Genomic DNA, 21,302 nt, shown 5'->3' with positions numbered 1-21,302 from the left:
TCAACGAGAATACCGCGCTCAGCCATCATCTCTTCCAGGTTGCGCAGGCTCAGAGCATCAACCAGATACCAGCGAACACACTGGGCGATAACATCGACGGGATAATGCAGCCGAATGAAGGCTTTTCGGATCAGAGACATGCTCAGGCAACATTACAAAAAAACAGTATCCTACCTGACGCCGCCTTAATGCGACAAAACCATGTATCACGCCTCTCATTCAGCCTTATCCCAGAGCCAGGTGGGGAGATTCAGGCTTTGTTTTGTCGCGAGCATACCCGTCGGGCAGTTCGCCAGTTCACAGGGCTGGGGGTGTATGGGGGTGGTAAACCAGACGCCGGTCTCAATATTCAGCGCCTGCTCCAGGTGCGCCGCAACCTTTTCTTTCGGTTCATCCAGCCAGATAGGAAAACGCAGCCAGGTATTTTCGGCATCAGGGCGTACCTGCGGCTGGCGAAAACCGTGCTTCTGTGCCCAGCGTTGCCAGAACATTGCCCCCTGACGGCGCTTTATCAGGATCCTGTCCAGTCGGCAAAGCTGCATTATCAGTAATTCGGCCACAGGCTCAGCCATCTTCCAGGCATATTGTGGGGTGAACAATCCTGCAAGCTCTGTGGGATGCATCTGTGGCAGCACATCACCGGGACCCGGATGGGCGACTCCTTGCCGGGAAGCAAAGGCATGGCACAGGGTTATCAACAATCGCCGTATAAAATCCGCATCGGGGGCCGGGCTTTGCGCATAGATTTCCATCAGACGTTTCCCCAGCACAGGATCGGCAGTGACTACCCAGCCACCATGGATCGTATTCACGACTTTTGAACGTTCACTGCTGAAAAAAGCAATATCCCCCAGCGTTCCCAGCATCTTTCCCTGCCATTTTCCCCCAGTGGCGTGTGCACAGTCTTCAATGATCCGGAGTTTGTGAGCCCGGGCGAAAGCAAGGAGGGAGTCAATGTCACGGCAGACGAGGCCAAAGGTGTACTGGATCATAATGGCACGGGTTCGTGGGGTCACGACCCGCTGTAATGCCTGCGCTGACATACCGTAGGTGTCTGATTCAATATCAGCAAAAACAATTTCCACGCCATTAAAGGTAATGGCATTGGCGACACACTGGCAGGTAAACGCGGGGATGACAATCTGATCGCCGGGTTTCAGCCCCAGTGTGCGGATCACTGCATATAGCGACGCTCTCCCTCCCATAAAGCTCGCCACCCATGGTGTGTTCCACATGAGTGAAATATGCGTATGAAGCCGGGAAATATGATCCACCGGTGAGTCAGGAGCTGATAGCCAGCGGGCGGCACAATGCGTGTCCTCTTCCGTGAGGCTCATATTCAGTAAGGGGACGCGACGTTGAAACGGTAAATTTGACAAGGCTCATACCTCCACATAAAAGCGTTGATGGTTTTTAACTCACCTGTTATAAACTTATATAACACAAATATAACAGTCTGTAATTGCAAACAACGACCAACACAACCATGACAGGGGAAAAGATGGATATACTATCTAACTGTTTTGAAAAGAAATGGTTCGCCATTTTTATGGCGATGTATTTATTGATAATGTTGCCATTGCCGTTTTTCTTTAACACAGAATATGTGCCGGGCTGGCTGGGCGTGCCGACATTTATCTACGGCTGGCTGATTCACGGTATAACAGTCTTTCTGTTGGTTGTGCTGTATGCGCGCCAGTGTCTCAAACGTCCGGAATATCAGGACAATGCACTGGAGGAACAGTCATGACTGATCTGTCAACGATGCTGCAACCTGAACCCGTACCGTTTTACACCACACTGGTCTTGTTTTTGCTGTTGCTGGGTTTTATCGGCTGGCGGGCTGCCCGTTCAACCAAATCGCTGAGTGATTTTCTGGTGATGGGCGGTAAGGCCGGGGCTCTCGTCGGGGGCTTTGCCTATTTTGCCAGCCAGTACAGTATGAGTACTTTTATGGGCGTACCGGCGATGACCTACAGCACGGGCTTTGCAGGGATGAGCGTATCGGTGCCGGGACTGGCGTTTTCGATGATTATTCCGGTGCTGTTTGTCGGGCGAAAACTGATGCTGCTCGGGCGTCGTCATAACATGCTGACGATGAGTGATTACCTCTCTGACCGTTATGAGTCGAAGGGGATCCGCGGTCTTCATGCAGTAATGTCGATCATTTTCCTGCTGGCGATGATGGGTGCGCAGACAGTAGGTGCAGGGGTCATCATTCATACCTTTACGGGGTTACCTGAATGGGTCGGTGTGGTGGCGATGGGGGTGATCGTCGTCCTGTACTGCATGACCGGCGGCATGACTGGCGCCATGATGACTGACGTGTTGCAGGGGGCGTTAATGATTGCAACCGCGGTCGTGACTTTTCTGGTTTCCGTTCATGCCGGCGGGGGGATGGAGGCAATTACCGGCAAACTGGCGCAGACTCTTCCCGGGCACCTGACGCATCCGGGCACAAAGGGCAACTTCCCGTGGCAGACCTATGCTTCAATGATTGTGATGTGGAGTTTCTTTACTATCGGCCAGCCTACGCTGTTCACGAAGTTCTTCACGATGAACAGCTACCGTACTATGTTCAAAGCGGTGATTCTGGGGACGATGGGCATGCTGTTTTCGGCCACATTGATTGAGTGGTCCGGTGTGAATGCCTCGACATTCATCCCCGGACTGAGTGGTAAAGATGCTGACTTCATTGTGCCGCTGATCCTTGAAAAGAATGTCTCTCCCTGGATCTCTGCACTGTTGATCACCGGGATTGTTTCGGCGGGGATGTCCACTATTTCTGCATTACTGGTGGTGTGTACCGGGGGGATCACCCGTGATATCTATCAAAATATGTTTAACCCGGCAGCCACCCAGAAGCAGATCCTCAGTCTGTCGCGCTGGTTTACCATTCTGGTCGGCATTGCAGCGGTTATCATCGGGATCGCAAAACCCGCGGGTATTTTTGCGCTGATCCGCTTTGCGTTTGGTGGGCTGGGGATCTGGGTTGCGCCAGTCATTCTGGGAATGTACTGGAAGCGAGCGACCCGTACCGGGGCGATAAGCTCGGTCATTCTGGGTGAAATCGCTTACGTAGTGATGAAACTCTGGTGGCCTGAAATGGCGTTTGGGTTTGATCCACTGATTGTTTGCTGGGTCTTTACCATGCTGGTGATGATTGCTGTGAGCCTGGTGACCGCACCCGCCAGTGCAGCAACACTACATCGCCATTTTGACGCACTGAAAACGGCGACCCGCAAATCCGCAAACCTGGAAGCGGGCCAGCCAGTACATTAACCCTGACTGAGGAATGGATGAAGATTTCAATCGACAAGACACTGCCTGTCTCGTTACAGGCACAAATCGTGGGTGCGATTGAGTATGGCATCATGGCGGGAACCTTTCACCATGATGCTGCGCTCCCGTCTGTGCGGGCATTAGGCAAAGAACTGGGGGTGGCACAACTGACGGTCAGTCATGCCTATAATGTACTGAAGGAGATGGGTCTGATTGAAACCATTCCGGGGAAAGGTACTTATGTGATGCGTGAGCGTCAGGCGCTGCGCCTCGATCACCAGGTTGCAGAGCTGCGTCAGCGTTTTCAGGCGTTGCTGGCGGATGCAGAAAATCTGGGACTGTCTCCGTCATTTTTTGTGGGGCAGCTGAACAGAGAATCGGCCGGGATGATGAGCCTGCCGTACGCTGTGGCGTTTGTCGGTAACTCAAATCGTATCAACCAAAGTTACCTGGCGACCATTCAGGAAACGCTGAATCTTACCCTGAAGGTGGATAGCTATACCTTCCATGAATTTGATGCATTGCCGGAAAGTACGCTGCAAAACTACCGGCTCTGTATCACTATCCCTCACTGTATTCCGCGACTGAAACAGCGTCTTCCTTCGTCTGTTCCGGTGTATGCCCCGTACCTGATCCCGTCAGAAGAAACCCGAACGAAACTGGCATCGCTGGCCACTGACAGCCCGGTGTTGCTGGTTTCCCGCTTCGAAAACTTCATTCCGGCGATGCTTGAAGGGGTCAAGTCCTATGCCCCACATCTGGGGAGTCTCCGGGTCATTACGCTTGATGATGACGGGCTGGAACAGGCCCTGCTGGCGCAGGATGTGGTGATTTACAGCACGGGTTGTCACAGTTTTCTCCAGCAATTTCCACCACGAAAGGTGATGTTTGAATACCGTCATACGCCAGAACCCCGTTATCTGCGCGACATTCTCTCTCCTGCGTTGCATCAGTGTGCACAGGCGAACGTTGAACTGAAAGGATAACAGTATGTTAATTCAGAATATGAACTGGTTTCAGATAGAACACCAAAGCCAGCAGGATGACAGAGCGATTCTGCCGCTGGGCAGTACGGAACAACATGCCTGGCTCAGCGTGTGTACCGACCATATTCTGGCCTCACGGCTGGCAAAAGAAGTGGGTGAACAACTCAGTCTGCCGGTTTTTCCGGGCCTGCCATTTGGTATGGCACCGTATTTCACGGCATTTCCAGGGACGATCAATTTACAACCTGCCACCTATAATGCCCTGATCAGTGATGTACTGGACAGTCTGTATCAAAGCGGCTTCCGGCGACTCTTTTTGATTAACGGACATGGTGGGAACAGCCCTGTACAGCCCCAAATCCATAACTGGCTGAACCGCCACCCAGATGCGCGCGTACAACTCCACAACTGGTGGGCGGCACCGGAGACGATGGGACAGGTCAGGCAGTATTCCACCAATGCCAGCCATGCGTCCTGGATGGAGAATTTTCCCTGGACACGACTGGCCGGTGTCAGTCTCCCTGACGCAGAGAAAGCGGCATTACACATTGCCCGTCTGGCTCAATTACCGGCAAGTGAAGTCAAAAAATACATCGGTGACGGTAACTATGGCGGTGCGTACCAGCGAAGCGATGAAGAAATGCTGCACATCTGGGATATTGCGAAACGTGAAACCGTTGCTTTACTGGAAAACGGATGGGTATAGCAATGGAAAGTATCAATTATGCTCTGCTTAAAAATGCGCGTTTGCTGACCCCCCGTGGTATTGAGTCTGGCTCTTTATTGATGGGGGGCGGAAAAATCCTGGCGACGGGTCATGACCTGTCCGCTCCGCGCAATGCGCCGTGTCACATTGTCGATGCCAGAAAACAGTTGTTGCTGCCGGGGATCGTTGATCAACATGTTCATTTAACGGGGGGGGGTGGAGAAGATGGCTTCCATACACGAACGCCGGAAGTGATGCTCAGCCAGTTGCTGAAAGCCGGCATTACCAGTGTGATGGGGCTGCTGGGCACGGATGGGGCGACCCGCCACGTAGCATCACTGTTTGCGAAGGTGCAGGGATTGCGTAACGAAGGGATTAGTGCCTGGATGTTGACCGGCTCCTATGAAGTGCCGACCGTGACACTCACGGGCTCTGTTCGGGATGACATTGCGTTTCTGGAGCCTGTTCTTGGTGTGAAAACCGCTATCTCCGATCACCGTTCGTCATTTCCGACCTGTCAGGAACTGATCCGTCTTGCATCGCAGGCGCGTTCCGCGGCTTTATTGTCCCGTAAGGCCGGGCTGGTTGTGATGCATCTGGGAAATGCCGGCAGTGCGCTTGAACCGCTGGAAGAGGTACTGAATCACTGCGATGTGCCGATCAGCCATTTTTTGCCCACGCATGTTAACCGACAGCAACCGCTGTGGGAACATGCTCTCATGCTTGCCGGTACCCGGCATATTAACCTGGATATCACCTCCGGGATCAATCCGGAGCTGGGCGCGCGCGGTGCCGTCAAACCGTCACAGGCCATCCTTGAAGCCAGGGAACGAAACATCCTCCTGGCACAACTGACGCTCAGTTCTGATGGTAATGGCAGTATTCCTGCCTTCGATGAACAGGGAAATCTTGATGGGCTGACGGTGGCCGGGTTTAGCAGTCTGTTGAGTGAAGTCCGGGATTTGCTCGCAGATTTGCCACTGGAGGCTGTATGGCCGTTGGTCAGTTCAAATGTGGCGCAGCGCCTTAAACTTCACCATAAGGGAGCATTGCACACGGGTAATGATGCCGATATTTTGCTGATGAACGACAGCATGGAGATTGAATCGGTTTGGGCAAACGGGCGTCTGATGTTGGACAACAGAACCGTGCTGGTGAAAGGGACATTCGAATAACATGAACGCAGGCTTCCGGTGGGTTTTGTCGCATTAAGGCGGTGTCAGGTAAGATACTGTTTTTTGTGATATTGCCTGACCATGTCTCTGATCCGAAAAGCCTTCATTCGGCTGCATTATCCCGTCGATGTTATCGCCCAGTGTGTTCGCTGGTATCTGGCTTACTCACTGAGTTTGCGTAACCTCGAAGAGATGATGGCTGAGCGGTGTATTGTCGTTGACCATTCTACACTTCATCGCTGGGTTATCCTCCTCGTCCCCTTGCTGGATAAGGCGTTTCGCCGTCGTAAACGCCCCGTGGGCTGCAGGTGGCGGATGGATGAAACTTACATCAAAGTCAAAGGTCAGTGGAAATATCTGTACCGGGCAGTAGACAGCAACGGCCAGACTATCGACTTTCTGCTGACCGCTAAACGGGACGCTGCAGCCGCGCCACTACAGCGGGTTATAGGGGTGGCGTTGAAGATCCAGATATCCTGAGTACGCCAGTCGTACAGAGGGTAGCAGGTATAGCTTTTGCCTCCCGGCAGCGCTGTCGTCCAGGGTTTGTCATCAGCAAAACGCGATTTTGTCTGCGATGTCAGCGCCATATAGCGGTGTAGCGACTCGTCGGTGCGAATGCCGATCAGCGAGGCCAGTCTGCGCGTGGCGGCCAGCCACTGAATGAACGCCGGTACAAAGGATTCAAAGGTCATCGGATACTGATAGAAAGGGAGGTCGGCGGCGTGGGTGACTGCCTCCGCTGGCGGCTGGCGCACCCATTCGACGCCGAGCTCCCAGCAGGTCCGCTCCGGCTGGTGCTGCGATACGCCGCTTACCGTGGTCAGCGGCAGGGCAATCCAGTAAAAGTGGCTGATGACGTCCTGATAGAGGGCCCGCATTTTTGTGACATGCTCAATGGTTAATAAATACTGCGCCTCCCAGTCGATAAACAGGACCACGAACTTTTTGCGCTTCTTACGCGCAACGGTTGCCGCCAGGTGAAACAGGACGGTTGAGTCCTTGCCTCCAGAGAAAGATAAACAAACCTGCTCAAATGATTCAAACACCCAGTCGAGGCGAAGCAGCGCCGCATCAAGAACATCTATGTCGAGATTTATCTTTTTCACCAGCCCTCCTGGTTATTAAAAGTAGGTTTAAGGGGGCAGGCCCACGCCGGCTAAGGGAATAGCCAACCGATATAGTTGAGCATAGCGATTTTATTATTTACGCCGAGCTTGTCTTTTATTCTAAGATAGTAATGGGATACCTGCTTATTGCTCATGGAGAGCATCCGTTCGACGCCACCGCTATATGCGGTGCGCATAACGTCATACTCTCTTTTTGTTAAGAGACCGCCGCTGCGCAGTTCGCCATAATATCTCAGTAGCTTACCAATGCTGGCGGCGTTATTGCCCTTGAGCTTTCTGCGCCACTCGCGTAATCCGGCCTGCTTAGAGATAAAGAAATCGGCCATGCCGTCTTTTATTTTTCGGTCGCTGATAATTAATATCGATGCGTTACCGCGAATAATCAGCACCTGAATAACCGTGAGGAGAGCGTGGATATTAGGGAAGTAGCTTTCTTCAAGAACAAAGAGATCCCCGGCGCAGCTGGGTCGTATCGAGTCTTTTAGCGTCTCAAGGCCGTCGCTTAGATACTGGTTTGCCATATATGAGTATGCAGAGATCGCCGTTGCCGGTGGGATATCCGTAAGGCTGCCGCCGCTATAGCTTTTCAATAATAGCTCAAGATCTAAGTAAGCGTAGTGTTCCGTATCGGGTTTAAGTATCTTACTCTGTTGACCGGGTGCGCTTATTTGTTCATGCATAGAAAATGCCCGCAATTTTAATTGTTCTCAGAGATCGTCTGAACTCATGGGGAAAAATCATAAGGCGGATTATATTGTTTTGGGTAGTTAATTTATCTTAAGTAATCTTTAGTGAGAAAAATTGTTATTTTAATCACTGAAGCTCAGATCTTTTTATTTCTTATTTTTCTTTAGGTGCTGATTTACATCATTGACATTTTTAATTGTTTTTAATGCGGGTTACGATCGCACGCGATCTTAAGGTCTGGCGCTCTCTGTTTTGGCGCGAGGGGCAGAGGAATAGACCGTTTACTTTCACCGTTGCCGCCAGGGGGGGTATAATTAAGGGATCCTCTATCAGGCCGAAGATGAAGTCAATCCTATTTATGCCTTATTGAGCGCTTATTTAAAATGCTCTGCCGCGATAAATTAAAATAAAGCGAGGTGATGAATGATGCTGGTAAATCATAGGCGGCAGAGGGGAGGTGCTCATCCGCCGTTTTATCCCTGCGTTGTCCCTGCTTTGTCCCTTCACTGCTCCCGCTTTGTCCCGGTTTTGACTCGGCCTTTTCTCCACTCTTTTTCTGCGTTGTCTTGGTTTTGCCCCTCATGACTTCTCATGAGGGGATTTTGCGCCGAGAAAAGGCAGCAGGCCGCCGCGGCTCAGGCATGGGATAGCGTCGGGAACATCAGCCTGTTGCCTTTAAAAATGTTCTCTTTGGCCGTAGAGATAAATAAGAAGTCGTCGCCCTCTATTTTTTCATACTCGCCGATGCGACCTTCGACGGGAGTGAAACCTAAAATCGCCAGCTGGGTGCGTTGGTCGGCGAGTTCATTGACGATAGCCGACATCGAACTGCTGGCGTCGCAGAAAATATCAAAGCAGATCAGCGCGCGATCGTTTTGCATCGCGATGGCCACGGCACTATTTTTTTCCGAATAGTAGACGAAGTGCTTCATAAACGCCGAGCAGTAGAACATCAGCAGGCCGAAGTTATTGTGCGCCGAGAGCTGAGAGAAGGGATTGGATTTCTGATAATAGTGCCTGAGGATTGCCACATCGCTCTCTATATCCATATCAAGCCGGCGGAAGTCGCCCTGGGCTGGGGTTACCGGCAGGGTATACTGATACTCATCGTACTGCTCGAAGCCAAATCTCGGATAGAAATCGACGGTGGTAGAGTTAGCAAACAGAAAAATCGCGTCGGCCTTATCCTTCCAGTCATCGAGAATATGATTAATCAACTGTGTCGCAAGGCCTTTATCGCGATGGTCGGTATCGGTCATCACGGTGCCTATCTGAATATAGTGAACGAGCTTCCCTTGCCACTTGAGGTCGATGACGTTGGCGGAGGCGTTAGCAATCACCTTATTATTATCAACGAAAGCGTAGGGAATGTATGACTCGGTCCAGTAGCCTTTTTTGTACCAGTCCTTGAATGAGAGATCAAAGGTCTTAATAGCCAGGTCAATGAAGCTGTTCCTCAGAGCATCATTATCCATAACCTGTTTGACTAATTTGTATTTCATTGGCCGGTCTTCCTTTTTATTTATTCTGCTACACGACAGTGCTGATGCTAATTTAATATTAAAAATCAATGACTCATCTATACCGGTAAGTATGAACGGTTCAGGATATTTGTACACCCCGCGGCCGACGGTCATTTCTCAGGACGTTGGCTCGGTCACAGTAAATACGAGGGAAGCGGGCGCTTTGCCGACTCAGAGGAGGCTGCTGCGCGCGGGGAAGGCGGGTAGGGCGGCGGCCAGCCGGCCTGATGCGGCGTTTTTGACCGCAATTACCGGTCGCGGTCCCAGTCGCAGATAATAAGCTTATCAAGGTCATGGCACCGAGGAAGCCTGCTTGCTTCAGAAGAGCGGCTCAAAGCCTCCGGCGCCGTTCCCGGCGCGCTCCCCATGCGCGAGGTCAGAAGCAGTACCGCGCTGAGTGTAAGCATTTTAACCATGGTAGAGCCCGTCAGCAGAATAAAATAGCCTGCCTGGTACCCCTCCTGTTCGCTGAAATTGCAAACGGGTTGTTTAATTTTGGATAATAAATCGCTGGTAAAATTAAATAGATAATGCGCTTTGTTAATTTCTAATGCTATTTCATGTAGATATCCTCGCAATCCCATTTCGCTATTGCTATAAAATCCGAGGTTATTTGGTTAATAATAAATTTGTTGCCGGGATTAAGTCATTTTATGGCAGTGAAAGACCTATAATCCCCGGCAGAAAATGGCGCGCGGCCTCTCCGGAAATAAACTTCCGCACGATGAATTCGCGACCTGTTTATAGCTAAACGGTATGCCCGATCTCTGACCTTATAAATCGAAGTGTCTATATATTTGACTGAATTAACAGGAATAATATGACCCAGTTACCGAAGTTTTCCGCATCCCTGCTGCATCCTCGTTACGGCTTGATATGGCTGGGGGCCGGCCTGCTGTGGCTGGTTGTGCAGCTGCCGTATCCGCTTATTTACCGTCTCGGGACCTTGATTGGCCGCCTGGCGATGCGCTTTATGACGCGTCGTGCGCGCATTGCCCGGCGTAACGTCGAACTCTGCTTCCCGGAAATGAGCGCCGCACAGCGCCACGAGATGGTGGTGCAGAATTTTGAATCGCTGGGTATGGGGGTAATGGAAACCGGCATGGCGTGGTTCTGGCCGGAGCGACGGATTGCCCGCTGGACCGAGACCAGCGGGCTTGAGGCGGTCATCGATTTACAGGCGCAAAAGCAGGGAGTGCTGCTTATCGGCGTCCATTTTCTGACCCTTGAGCTCGGGGCGCGGATGTTCGGCATGCATACGCCGGGGATCGGCGTGTACCGCCCCAATGACAACCCGGTGCTTGACTGGCTGCAGACCTGCGGGCGGCTACGTTCCAATAAGACGATGCTCGATCGCAAAAACCTGAAGGGAATGGTGCGGGTGCTGAAGGAGGGCGAAATTCTGTGGTACGCGCCCGATCATGACTACGGGCCAGGCAGCAGCGTGTTTGCGCCATTTTTTGGCGTGGAGCAGGCGGCAACGACAACCGGTACCTGGGTGCTGGCCAAAATGTCGAAGGCGACGATCGTTCCCTTCGTCCCGCGGCGTAAGCCAAACGGCGGAGGATACGAGCTCATCTCTATGATCCCTGAGTCGAGGCCGCCGCTGGAGAGTCCGCAAACCACGGCGACGTGGATGAACAAGATCGTCGAGAAGTGCATCCTGATGGCACCGGAGCAATATATGTGGCTCCATCGCCGCTTTAAAACCTGCCCCGACGGCGTCGCTTCGCGCTATTGAACGCCGGTTGAGCGTTTCCGGCTTATGATATGCCCTGACCAACAGGACATATTAACGCGGAAGGAATGCCCCCATGACCGACAAACACTGGTCGAGAACCGAACGTCTGCACCAGACGGTGACCAATCCGAATATCATTATTAAAGGCACCCACAGCTACTACAGCGACTGCTGGGACAACGGCTTTGAGCGCTCCGTGGTGCGCTATCTGCACGGGGATGCGGTTAGCCAGCAGTGGCAGCCCTTAGGGCAGTTGGATAAGCTCATCATCGGCAATTTCGTCTGCATCGGCGCGGAAACGGCGATCCTGATGGGCGGCAACAGCACCCATCGGATCGACTGGATCAGCCTCTATCCGTTTATGGAGTCCATTGCCGCATCGTACCAGCACCGCGGCGATACGGTGCTCCACGATGGCTGCTGGCTTGGCATGCGGGCGATGATTATGCCCGGAGTGACGATAGGCGAAGGGGCGGTGGTTGCCGCAGGCGCGGTGGTGACTAAAGACGTGCCGCCGTATGCGGTGGTGGGCGGTAACCCGGCCAAATTTATCAAATACCGCTTTGCCGAGTCGGATATTCAGCGCCTGCTTGCGCTGAACCTCTACGCTTTGCCGGAGGACGACCTGCTGGCGCTGCAGCTGCAGCTGTCCGGGGAGGATATTACGGCGCTGGAGCAGGCGGTGCGGCGCTGTCGCTAACGCGTGAAAGTCCCGCAGCAAAAGGGCTGCGATCGAGTGCCGCTTTACTTCGCCGCGACGGTGGGGTCGTCAGGATAGCCTGCCTGATCCCCGCCGAAGAACGCTCGGGGGCATAACGATACGATTTTTCAGCGTCAGCACCGGTAAAGAGCAGGAATTAAATAGCATGATGCGTCTCCGTGGAGCCCGTTCGCTATCGGCGCGTAAAGCATCGCGCCTGAGGGAATGAACTCTGAATAAATGATGGATGCAGAGCAGTCCCCGGCTATTTTTAATGAAATGGCAAAAGTGTTAATAGACTATTACTGATTTTGTATAAAAACAAAAAATGGCTAAACTTAATAAACGCAGAGCGATATAACGTGTTCAAGGTCATGACCCCTATCATAAATAGCCAGGGTAAATGTGGTATCATCGCGCCTTTCCCTTTTCGTTTGGGCCCTTTTTATGCAACAACCTGTTGTTCGCGTTGGAGAATGGCTGGTTACCCCCTCTGTTAACCAAATTAGCCGGAAGGGACGCCAGCTCACTCTTGAACCGCGCTTAATCGATCTTCTGGTTTTCTTTTCCCGCCATCCTGGCGAAGTGCTCAGCAGGGACGAGCTGATTGATAATGTCTGGACGCGCAACGTTGTGACCAGCCACGTCGTCACCCAGAGCATTTCTGAACTGCGCAAGTCGTTGAAGGACGGCGACGATAGCAGTCTCGAATATATCGCAACGGTACCGAAACGCGGTTATAAGCTGACGGTGCCGGTCATCTGGTGTACGGAGGAGGGGGAAGAGCTGACGCCGCTCGCGCCGCAGGCGATGCCGGAAGCCGCTGCGCCATCCGCGCCCGTCGCGCCCGGCGTTCAGCTCCCGGCCAGGCCGGAGAGACGCAAGCGGATCAGCACCTTTATCGTCTGGGGGCTGTTCCTGCTGGCGCTGGGAACCTGCGTGGCGCTGGTGGCGCTGTCGAGCATCGAATCGCGCCCGCCGGTCAATAAAGCCCGCCTGCTGTTAAACCCGCGCGACATCGATATCCACCTGCTTAACGGTAACTCCTGCACCAACTGGGCGTCTCAGCACTCTTACGCGGTGGGGCTTGGCAGCCTGGTCACCACCTCGCTGAATACCTTCTCCACCTTTATGGTGCATGACAAAACCAACTACAACATCAACGAGCCGAGCAGCTCGGGTAAAACGCTGACCATCGAGTTCGTCAACCAGCGCCACTATCGCGCCCAGCAGTGCTTTATGTCGGTGCAGATGGTGGATAACGCTGACGGTTCCACCATGATGGACAAGCGCTACTTCATTACCAGCGACAACCAGCTGTCGATTCAAACCGATCTGCTCAATAGCCTGTCGGAAGCGCTCAAGCAGCCGTGGCCGGAACGCATGCAGACCATGCTTAAGCAGTACCAGCCGTCGCAAAGCGTCGCGCTGACCCACTTCTACCAGTCGCATCAGCTATTAATGAATGGTGATGTCGAATCATTGGGAAAAGCCAGCGCGCTGCTTGATGACGTTATTAAACAGGCCCCAGACTTTACCTATGCGTATGCGGAAAAGGCGCTGGTGGACGTATTACGTCATTCGCAACAGCCGCTGGATGAACAGCAGCTCGCGGCGCTGTATGCGGAAATAAACCGGGTTGGCGATATGCCGGGTATTAAAGATCTGGCGGTGTTTTATCAAATTAAAGCCGTGGATATGTTGGGACAGGGGAAAGTAGACGAAGCGTACCATGCGATTAATACCGGCATTGACCTTGAAATGTCGTGGATGAATTACGTGCTGCTGGGTAAAGTCTACGAGATGAAGGGCGAGAACCGGGAAGCGGCCGATGCTTACCTGACCGCTTTTAATTTGCGCCCTGGCGAAAACACCTTTTACTGGATTGAAAACGCGGTATTCCAGACCTCGGTTACCCGGGTGGTGCCGTATCTCGATAACTTCCTCTCTTCAGAATAAGTAAACCCTCACCACGCGAATGGTTTTGGGCATGGTGAGGTTAAACTTATGTTTCTCATGAGGCCGGCGATTGTTATATTTATGGAGTGATTTAACTGCCGCTTGCAACACATTTCCAACATAAAAATATTCTCGTAACTAGCTGTAATTTAATGATGTTTATCTTTTTATGATATCAACATGTCATCCTGATATGTTAATCAAAAAAGGTCAAAATATCATTTGTCTGATGTTTGCCGTTATTTCACTTTATCTTTAGGACTTATCTTTTTTGAATCAGTAATCTGGTTGGCAGTTGGTCGGGTCAATAAAAGGTTCACTATCATGATCTGTACCTCCAAAATAAACTTAGGAGAAAAGCAAACATGAGTTCTGCCAAGAAGATCGGGCTATTTGCCTGTACCGGCGTGGTTGCCGGTAATATGATGGGGAGCGGTATTGCATTATTACCTGCGAACCTCGCCAGTATTGGTTCAATTGCAATCTGGGGGTGGGTGATTTCTATTATTGGTGCAATGTCTCTGGCTTATGTTTATGCCCGACTAGCGACCAAGAATCCGCAGCAGGGCGGCCCAATTGCGTACGCTGGTGAAATATCTCCGGCGTTCGGTTTCCAGACCGGGGTCCTTTATTATCATGCCAACTGGATTGGTAATCTGGCTATCGGGATTACCGCCGTATCCTACCTGTCGACATTCTTCCCGATATTAAATAACCCGGTTCCAGCCGGTATCGCCTGTATTGCAATCGTCTGGATATTTACCTTCGTTAATATGCTCGGGGGGACCTGGGTAAGCCGCCTGACCACCATTGGTCTGGTGCTGGTATTAATTCCGGTGGTGATGACGGCGGTTGTCGGCTGGCACTGGTTTGACGCTGCCACCTATCAGGCCAACTGGAACACCTCCACCACCACCGACAGCCACGCGGTCGTGAAAAGTATCCTGCTGTGCCTGTGGGCTTTCGTCGGCGTAGAATCCGCCGCCGTCAGTACCGGGATGGTGAAAAACCCGAAACGTACCGTGCCGCTCGCTACCATGCTGGGTACCGCGTTGGCAGGTATCGTCTATATCGCCGCGACTCAGGTTATTGCCGGGATGTACCCTGCTGCGCAGATGGCCGCATCGGGCGCACCGTTCGCCATCAGTGCTTCAACTATCCTCGGCGGCTGGGCGGCTCCGATGGTTTCCGCCTTCACCGCCTTTGCCTGCCTGACCTCCCTCGGTTCCTGGATGATGCTGGTTGGCCAGGCCGGCGTACGTGCCGCCAACGACGGTAACTTCCCGAAAATCTACGGCGAGCTTGATAGCAACGGTAACCCGAAAAAAGGTCTGCTGCTGGCGGCGGTGAAAATGACCGTGCTGATGGTGCTGATTACCCTGATGAACTCCAGCGGCGGTAAAGCCTCTGACCTGTTCGGTGAGCTGACCGGTATCGCCGTACTGCTGACCATGCTGCCTTACTTCTACTCCTGCGTTGACCTGATCCGCTTCGAAGGCATCAACATTCGTAACCTGGTCAGCCTGATTTGCTCGGTGCTGGGCTGCGGCTTCTGCTTCATCGCCCTGATGGGGGCAAGCTCCTTCGAACTGGCCGGGACCTTTATCGTTAGCCTGATAATCCTGATGTTCTACGGCCGCAAAATGCACCAGCGCCAGCACGCAAATGACTCCGCTGACAACTCTACCGCCGGCGCACATTAATCAGTAACCCCTTTTCCTGGAGCTCCTTCCTGCACCTGTCACCACGTGGCGGGAGGGGCTTTCTATATCTGGAGATTTGACTATGAACGTTATCGCAATCATGAATCACATGGGCGTCTACTTTAAAGAAGAGCCTATCCGTGAGCTGCATCGTGCCCTTGAACGCCTGGACTTCCGTATTGTCTATCCGAACGACCGCGAAGATTTACTGAAACTTATCGAAAATAACTCCCGCCTGTGCGGCGTTATCTTTGACTGGGATAAATACAATCTTGAGCTGTGCGAAGAGATCAGCAAGCTGAACGAATATATGCCGCTGTACGCTTTCGCCAACACCTACTCCACGCTGGACGTCAGCCTCAACGATCTGCGGATGCAGGTTCGCTTCTTTGAATATGCACTGGGCGCGGCTGACGACATCGCCGACAAAATCAAACAGAACACCGATGAATATATCGATACGATTCTGCCGCCGCTGACCAAGGCGCTGTTCAAATACGTGCGTGAAGGCAAATACACCTTCTGTACCCCAGGCCACATGGGCGGTACCGCATTCCAGAAAAGCCCGGTAGGCAGCATCTTCTACGATTTCTTTGGCCCGAACACCATGAAATCGGATATCTCGATTTCGGTTTCTGAGCTGGGCTCCCTGCTGGATCACAGCGGCCCGCACAAAGAAGCGGAAGAGTATATCGCCCGCGTCTTTAACGCTGAACGCAGCTACATGGTGACCAACGGCACCTCTACCGCCAACAAAATCGTCGGTATGTACTCGGCCCCGGCCGGCAGCACCGTGCTGATTGACCGTAACTGCCACAAATCGCTCACCCATCTGATGATGATGAGCGACATTACGCCAATCTACTTCCGCCCGACCCGTAACGCCTACGGTATCCTCGGCGGTATCCCGCAGAGCGAATTCCAGCACGCGACCATCGCGAAGCGCGTTAAAGAGACCCCGAACGCGACCTGGCCGGTGCATGCGGTTATCACCAACTCCACCTACGATGGCCTGCTGTATAACACCGACTTCATCAAGAAAACCCTGGATGTTAAATCCATCCACTTTGACTCAGCGTGGGTGCCTTACACCAACTTCTCGCCAATCTATGCCGGTAAATGCGGGATGAGCGGCGGCCGCGTGGAAGGGAAAATCATTTACGAAACCCAGTCCACCCACAAGCTGCTGGCGGCGTTCTCCCAGGCTTCAATGATCCACGTGAAAGGTGACATCAACGAAGAAACCTTTAACGAAGCCTACATGATGCACACCACCACCTCTCCGCACTACGGGATCGTGGCCTCCACCGAAACCGCCGCGGCGATGATGAAAGGCAACGCCGGTAAGCGTCTGATCGACGGCTCTATTGAGCGTTCAATCAAGTTTCGTAAAGAGATCAAGCGTCTGAAAGGCGAGTCCGAAGGCTGGTTCTTCGACGTATGGCAGCCGGAGCATATCGACGGCGCCGAATGCTGGCCGCTGCGCTCCGACAGCGCATGGCACGGTTTCAAAAACATCGATAACGAGCACATGTACCTCGACCCGATTAAGGTCACTCTGCTGACTCCGGGGATGAAAAAAGACGGCACCATGGATGAGTTCGGTATTCCGGCCAGCATCGTGGCGAAATACCTCGACGAACACGGCATCGTGGTCGAGAAAACCGGTCCGTACAACCTGCTGTTCCTGTTCAGCATTGGTATCGACAAAACCAAGGCCCTGAGCCTGCTGCGCGCGCTAACCGACTTCAAACGCGCGTTCGACCTCAACCTGCGTGTGAAAAACATGCTGCCGTCTCTGTACCGCGAAGATCCTGAATTCTATGAAAACATGCGCGTTCAGGAGCTGGCGCAGAACATTCACAAACTGGTCGAGCATCACAACCTGCCGGACCTGATGTTCCGCGCGTTCGAAGTGCTGCCAAAAATGATGGTAACGCCGTACGCCGCGTTCCAGAAAGAGCTGCACGGTCAGACCGAAGAGGTCTATCTCGAAGAGATGGTTGGTCGCGTCAATGCCAACATGATCCTGCCGTATCCTCCGGGAGTTCCGCTGGTCATGCCGGGTGAGATGATCACCGAAGAGAGCCGTCCGGTGCTGGAGTTCCTGCAGATGCTGTGCGAAATCGGTGCCCACTATCCGGGCTTCGAAACCGATATCCACGGCGCATATCGTCAGGCGGATGGTCGCTACACCGTTAAGGTGCTGAAAGACGAAAACACCAAGTAACTGAAGCACCAAAGGGAAGTGGCCTGCCACTTCCCTTTTTCACGCTGCAAGGAGACCTCATGAAAACACCCTCACAGCCGCGCGCGATCTATTACATCGTAGCGATCCAAATCTGGGAATACTTCAGCTTTTACGGCATGCGTGCCCTACTTATCCTCTATCTCACCCATCAGCTTGGCTTTGATGACAGCCACGCCATCAGCCTGTTTAGCGCCTACGCCTCTCTGGTTTACGTTACCCCTATTCTCGGCGGCTGGCTTGCCGACCGCCTGCTCGGCAACCGCACGGCGGTCATTGCCGGCGCGCTGCTGATGACGCTCGGCCACGTGGTGCTCGGCGTCGAATCCGATGCAACCTGGAGCCTGTACCTCGCGCTGGCGATCATCATCTGCGGCTACGGTCTGTTCAAATCCAACATCAGCTGCCTGCTCGGCGAGCTCTATGCCGTTGACGACCATCGTCGCGATGGCGGTTTTTCGCTGCTCTACGCGGCGGGGAACATCGGCTCCATCGCCGCGCCGATTGCCTGCGGGCTGACCGCCCAGTGGTACGGCTGGCACATCGGCTTTGCGCTGGCGGGGATCGGTATGTTTATCGGTCTGCTGATTTTCTTAAGCGGCAGCCGCTACTTCCGCCACACCCGCGGCGTCGACAAGCAGGCGCTGCGGGCGGTGAAGTTTGTGCTACCCACCTGGGGTTGGTTGGTGGTGATGCTGTGCGTGGCGCCGGTGTTCTTTACGCTGCTACTGCAAAATAACTGGTCCGGCTATCTGCTGGCTATCGTCTGCGTGTTTGCTGCCCAGATGGTCGCGCGGATCATGATCGCCTCCCCGCAGCACCGCCGGGCGCTGTGGCAAATCGTTCTGCTGATGCTGACCGGGACGCTGTTCTGGGTTCTGGCACAGCAGGGCGGCAGCTCAATTAGCCTGTTTATCGACCACTTCGTTAACCGTCGCCTGCTGAATATTGAAGTGCCGACGGCGCTGTTCCAGTCGATCAACGCGGTGGCGGTGATGGCGGCGGGGGTGGCGCTGGCGTGGCTGATGCGCCCGGAAGGCGCCACCCGCTCCGCGCTGCGGGTATGGCTGAAATTCGCCTTTGGCCTGGTGCTGATGGGTTGTGGATTTATGCTGCTGGCGCTTAACGCCCACCACGCAGCCGTCGACGGCCAGGCCTCAATGGGGCTGATGGTCGGCGGGCTGGCGCTGATGGGATTTGCCGAGCTGTTTATCGACCCGGTGGCGATGGCGCAGATTACCCGCCTCAACATGCCCGGCGTGACCGGGGTGCTGACCGGTATTTACATGCTTGCCACCGGCGCGGTCGCCAACTGGCTGGCGGGGATGGTGGCGCAGCAGACCACCGAATCGCAAATCAGCGAAACGGCCATTGCCGCCTATCAGCACTTTTTCTCCCAGATGGGCGCATGGACGCTCGGCTGCGTGGCGGCGATCGTGCTGCTGGCGTTTGCCGCAACCTGCAGCCTCGGCAAACGTCGCGCCGCCGGCGAAATTCCCGGCGGCGGCGCGTAAGCCATGAGGCTATCGCAAATGCGGGAGCGGTATACGCTCCTTGCACCGTTCAATAATCAGTAGGAGGATATTCTGTCTGGCGCGTAAGCCTAAGATAAAAAATCGTTAGTTAAGCGATGGCTGAGTGAGATCAGCCGGAAGTGAAGCCAGGTTCGTTAAGATTGTTCTCCGGCGATAGCGCCCGAGACGGGCCGCGCTGGATGGTGACCTGGTTCAATTATCGAAGCAAGTTTGAAAGCAGGGTTATGAGGAACCAACATGTCTGAACAACAAGCACAAAGTGCCGATGAGGCAATTGACCTTAATAATGAACTGAAAAGCCGTCGTGAAAAGCTGGCTGCGCTGCGCGAGCAGGGTATCCCGTTCCCGAACGATTTTCGCCGTGACCATACCTCTGACCAGCTGCACGCTGAATTTGACGGCAAGGACAACGAAGCACTCACCTCCTTGAACGTTGAAGTCTCCGTGGCTGGCCGCATGATGACCCGTCGTATCATGGGTAAAGCCTCCTTCGTGACCTTGCAGGACGTTGGCGGCCGCATCCAGCTGTACGTGGCGCGTGACGATCTGCCGGAAGGCGTCTACAACGAGCAGTTTAAAAAGTGGGACCTCGGCGACATCATCGCCGCCCGCGGCAGGCTATTCAAAACCCAAACCGGCGAGCTGTCGATCCACTGCACCGAGCTGCGTCTGCTGACCAAAGCCCTGCGCCCGCTGCCGGATAAGTTCCACGGCCTGCAGGATCAGGAAGCGCGCTATCGCCAGCGCTATCTGGATCTGATTTCCAATGACGCCTCGCGCCACACCTTTAAAGTGCGCTCGCAGATCCTCGCGACGATGCGTCAGTTCATGGTGGCTCGCGGCTTTATGGAAGTCGAAACCCCGATGATGCAGGTGATCCCCGGCGGCGCGTCAGCCCGTCCGTTTATCACCCACCACAACGCGCTGGACATGGACATGTACCTGCGCATTGCGCCGGAATTGTACCTTAAACGCCTGGTCGTTGGTGGCTTCGAGCGCGTCTTTGAGATCAACCGTAACTTCCGTAACGAAGGCATCTCCGTGCGCCATAACCCCGAGTTCACCATGATGGAACTCTATATGGCGTACGCGGATTACAAAGATCTGATCGAACTCACCGAGTCGCTGTTCCGCACCCTGGCGCAGACCGTGCTGGGTAAAACCGAAGTGCCTTACGGGGACCAGGTTTTCGACTTCGGCAAGCCGTTTGAAAAGCTGACCATGCGCGAGGCAATCAAGAAATATCGTCCGCAAACCGAGATGGCGGATCTCGATAGCTTCGACGCGGCGAAAGCGATTGCCGAATCTATCGGCATCAACGTTGAGAAGAGCTGGGGCCTGGGCCGCATCGTCACCGAAATCTTTGACGAAGTGGCGGAAGCGCACCTGATCCAGCCGACCTTCATCACCGAGTATCCGGCAGAAGTGTCGCCTCTGGCGCGGCGTAACGACGCCAATCCGGAGATCACCGACCGCTTTGAGTTCTTTATCGGCGGACGTGAAATCGGCAACGGCTTCAGCGAGCTCAACGACGCCGAAGACCAGGCGCAGCGCTTCCTCGACCAGGTGAACGCCAAGGCCGCTGGCGACGACGAAGCGATGTTCTACGACGAAGACTACGTGACCGCGCTGGAGTATGGCCTGCCGCCGACCGCCGGTCTGGGCATTGGTATCGACCGAATGGTGATGCTGTTTACCAACAGCCACACCATCCGCGACGTGATCCTGTTCCCGGCGATGCGTCCGCAGAAATAAGCGACCGTAAAAAGCAAAGCCCCGAGGCGCGTCAGCGTCCCGGGGCTTTTTTATACCTGAATGAACACCACCTCCTATGGAGGTGGTCAGCAAAAAGTTGGCTCTGCCAGTAATGCTACTCATGGGAAAATCCGAATCTGTTATCCCCATAACTGATAAGGATTTAACCATG

At 53.7% G+C, this 21,302-nt stretch carries 15 protein-coding genes and 3 pseudogenes; 13 read left to right on the top strand and 5 right to left on the bottom strand.

Annotated features, from left to right (window positions below):
- Together GVK32_RS27570 and GVK32_RS27565 are read right to left on the bottom strand one after the other, a co-directional pair.
- A pseudogene (locus tag GVK32_RS27570) lies at positions 1–140 on the bottom strand (IS6 family transposase); the annotation flags it as partial.
- Positions 141–215: 75 nt separating this feature from the next.
- A complete protein-coding gene (locus GVK32_RS27565; RefSeq protein ID WP_159873911.1) occupies positions 216–1,379 on the bottom strand; it encodes a DegT/DnrJ/EryC1/StrS aminotransferase family protein in 1,164 nt (387 codons plus the stop codon).
- Between the two features lie 122 nt (positions 1,380–1,501).
- Here GVK32_RS27565 and GVK32_RS27560 point away from each other — a divergent pair, with 122 nt between their 5' ends.
- From GVK32_RS27560 to GVK32_RS27535, 6 genes and pseudogenes are all read left to right on the top strand, one after another.
- A complete protein-coding gene (locus GVK32_RS27560; RefSeq protein WP_159873909.1) occupies positions 1,502–1,750 on the top strand; it encodes a hypothetical protein in 249 nt (82 codons plus the stop codon).
- Positions 1,747–3,282, top strand: a complete 1,536-nt coding sequence (locus GVK32_RS27555) for a sodium:solute symporter family protein (protein WP_159873907.1) — start codon at positions 1,747–1,749, stop codon at positions 3,280–3,282. The genes GVK32_RS27560 and GVK32_RS27555 overlap by 4 nt, the downstream gene beginning before the upstream one ends.
- Before the next feature lie 17 nt (positions 3,283–3,299).
- Complete coding sequence (locus tag GVK32_RS27550) at positions 3,300–4,268, top strand: GntR family transcriptional regulator (RefSeq protein ID WP_159873905.1); 969 nt, start codon at positions 3,300–3,302, stop codon at positions 4,266–4,268.
- Positions 4,269–4,272: 4 nt separating this feature from the next.
- Complete coding sequence (locus GVK32_RS27545) at positions 4,273–4,974, top strand: creatininase family protein (protein WP_159873903.1); 702 nt, start codon at positions 4,273–4,275, stop codon at positions 4,972–4,974.
- 2 nt (positions 4,975–4,976) lie between these two features.
- Positions 4,977–6,149 carry a beta-aspartyl-peptidase gene (gene iadA / locus GVK32_RS27540; protein WP_227697916.1) on the top strand — a complete coding sequence of 391 codons (1,173 nt, stop codon included), beginning with the start codon at positions 4,977–4,979 and terminating at the stop codon, positions 6,147–6,149.
- 81 nt (positions 6,150–6,230) lie between these two features.
- Positions 6,231–6,581, top strand: a pseudogene (locus GVK32_RS27535) (IS6 family transposase); the annotation flags it as partial.
- Positions 6,582–6,604: 23 nt separating this feature from the next.
- Here the strand turns inward: GVK32_RS27535 and GVK32_RS27530 are convergent.
- The 3 genes and pseudogenes from GVK32_RS27530 to GVK32_RS27520 all read right to left on the bottom strand — a co-directional run.
- Positions 6,605–7,261 (bottom strand): annotated as a pseudogene (locus tag GVK32_RS27530) (phosphoadenosine phosphosulfate reductase family protein); the annotation flags it as partial.
- 47 nt (positions 7,262–7,308) lie between these two features.
- On the bottom strand, positions 7,309–7,959 hold the full coding sequence (locus GVK32_RS27525; RefSeq protein WP_159873899.1) for a hypothetical protein: 651 nt from the start codon (positions 7,957–7,959) through the stop codon (positions 7,309–7,311).
- 642 nt (positions 7,960–8,601) lie between these two features.
- Entirely contained in the window at positions 8,602–9,468 is an 867-nt protein-coding gene (locus tag GVK32_RS27520) for a GNAT family N-acetyltransferase (RefSeq protein ID WP_159873897.1), read from the bottom strand.
- 841 nt (positions 9,469–10,309) lie between these two features.
- Between GVK32_RS27520 and GVK32_RS27515 the strand changes: the two genes are divergently transcribed.
- From GVK32_RS27515 to lysS, 7 genes are all read left to right on the top strand, one after another.
- Positions 10,310–11,230, top strand: coding sequence for a Kdo(2)-lipid IV(A) acyltransferase (locus GVK32_RS27515; RefSeq protein WP_159873895.1), 921 nt, complete (start codon positions 10,310–10,312; stop codon positions 11,228–11,230).
- 73 nt (positions 11,231–11,303) lie between these two features.
- A complete protein-coding gene (locus GVK32_RS27510) occupies positions 11,304–11,930 on the top strand; it encodes a CatB-related O-acetyltransferase (RefSeq protein ID WP_159873893.1) in 627 nt (208 codons plus the stop codon).
- 447 nt (positions 11,931–12,377) lie between these two features.
- On the top strand, positions 12,378–13,889 hold the full coding sequence (gene cadC, locus GVK32_RS27505) for a lysine decarboxylation/transport transcriptional activator CadC (RefSeq protein WP_159873891.1): 1,512 nt from the start codon (positions 12,378–12,380) through the stop codon (positions 13,887–13,889).
- 365 nt (positions 13,890–14,254) lie between these two features.
- Positions 14,255–15,592: a cadaverine/lysine antiporter gene (gene cadB / locus GVK32_RS27500; protein WP_159873889.1), complete on the top strand. Its 1,338-nt coding sequence runs from the start codon at positions 14,255–14,257 to the stop codon at positions 15,590–15,592.
- Positions 15,593–15,674: 82 nt separating this feature from the next.
- Positions 15,675–17,822, top strand: coding sequence for a lysine decarboxylase CadA (gene cadA / locus GVK32_RS27495; RefSeq protein ID WP_041144422.1), 2,148 nt, complete (start codon positions 15,675–15,677; stop codon positions 17,820–17,822).
- Between the two features lie 59 nt (positions 17,823–17,881).
- Positions 17,882–19,354, top strand: coding sequence for a dipeptide permease DtpD (gene dtpD, locus GVK32_RS27490; protein WP_159873887.1), 1,473 nt, complete (start codon positions 17,882–17,884; stop codon positions 19,352–19,354).
- Between the two features lie 258 nt (positions 19,355–19,612).
- Positions 19,613–21,130: a lysine--tRNA ligase gene (gene lysS, locus GVK32_RS27485; RefSeq protein ID WP_159873885.1), complete on the top strand. Its 1,518-nt coding sequence runs from the start codon at positions 19,613–19,615 to the stop codon at positions 21,128–21,130.
- The last annotated feature ends 172 nt before the right edge of the window (positions 21,131–21,302 follow it).

Origin of the sequence: Klebsiella sp. 18074, assembly GCF_902705905.1 — a bacterium.
Taxonomy (GTDB): Bacteria; Pseudomonadota; Gammaproteobacteria; order Enterobacterales; family Enterobacteriaceae; genus Klebsiella; species Klebsiella terrigena.
Note: the sequence above shows the minus strand (reverse complement) of the source record. Positions and strands in the feature narration are given on the sequence as shown.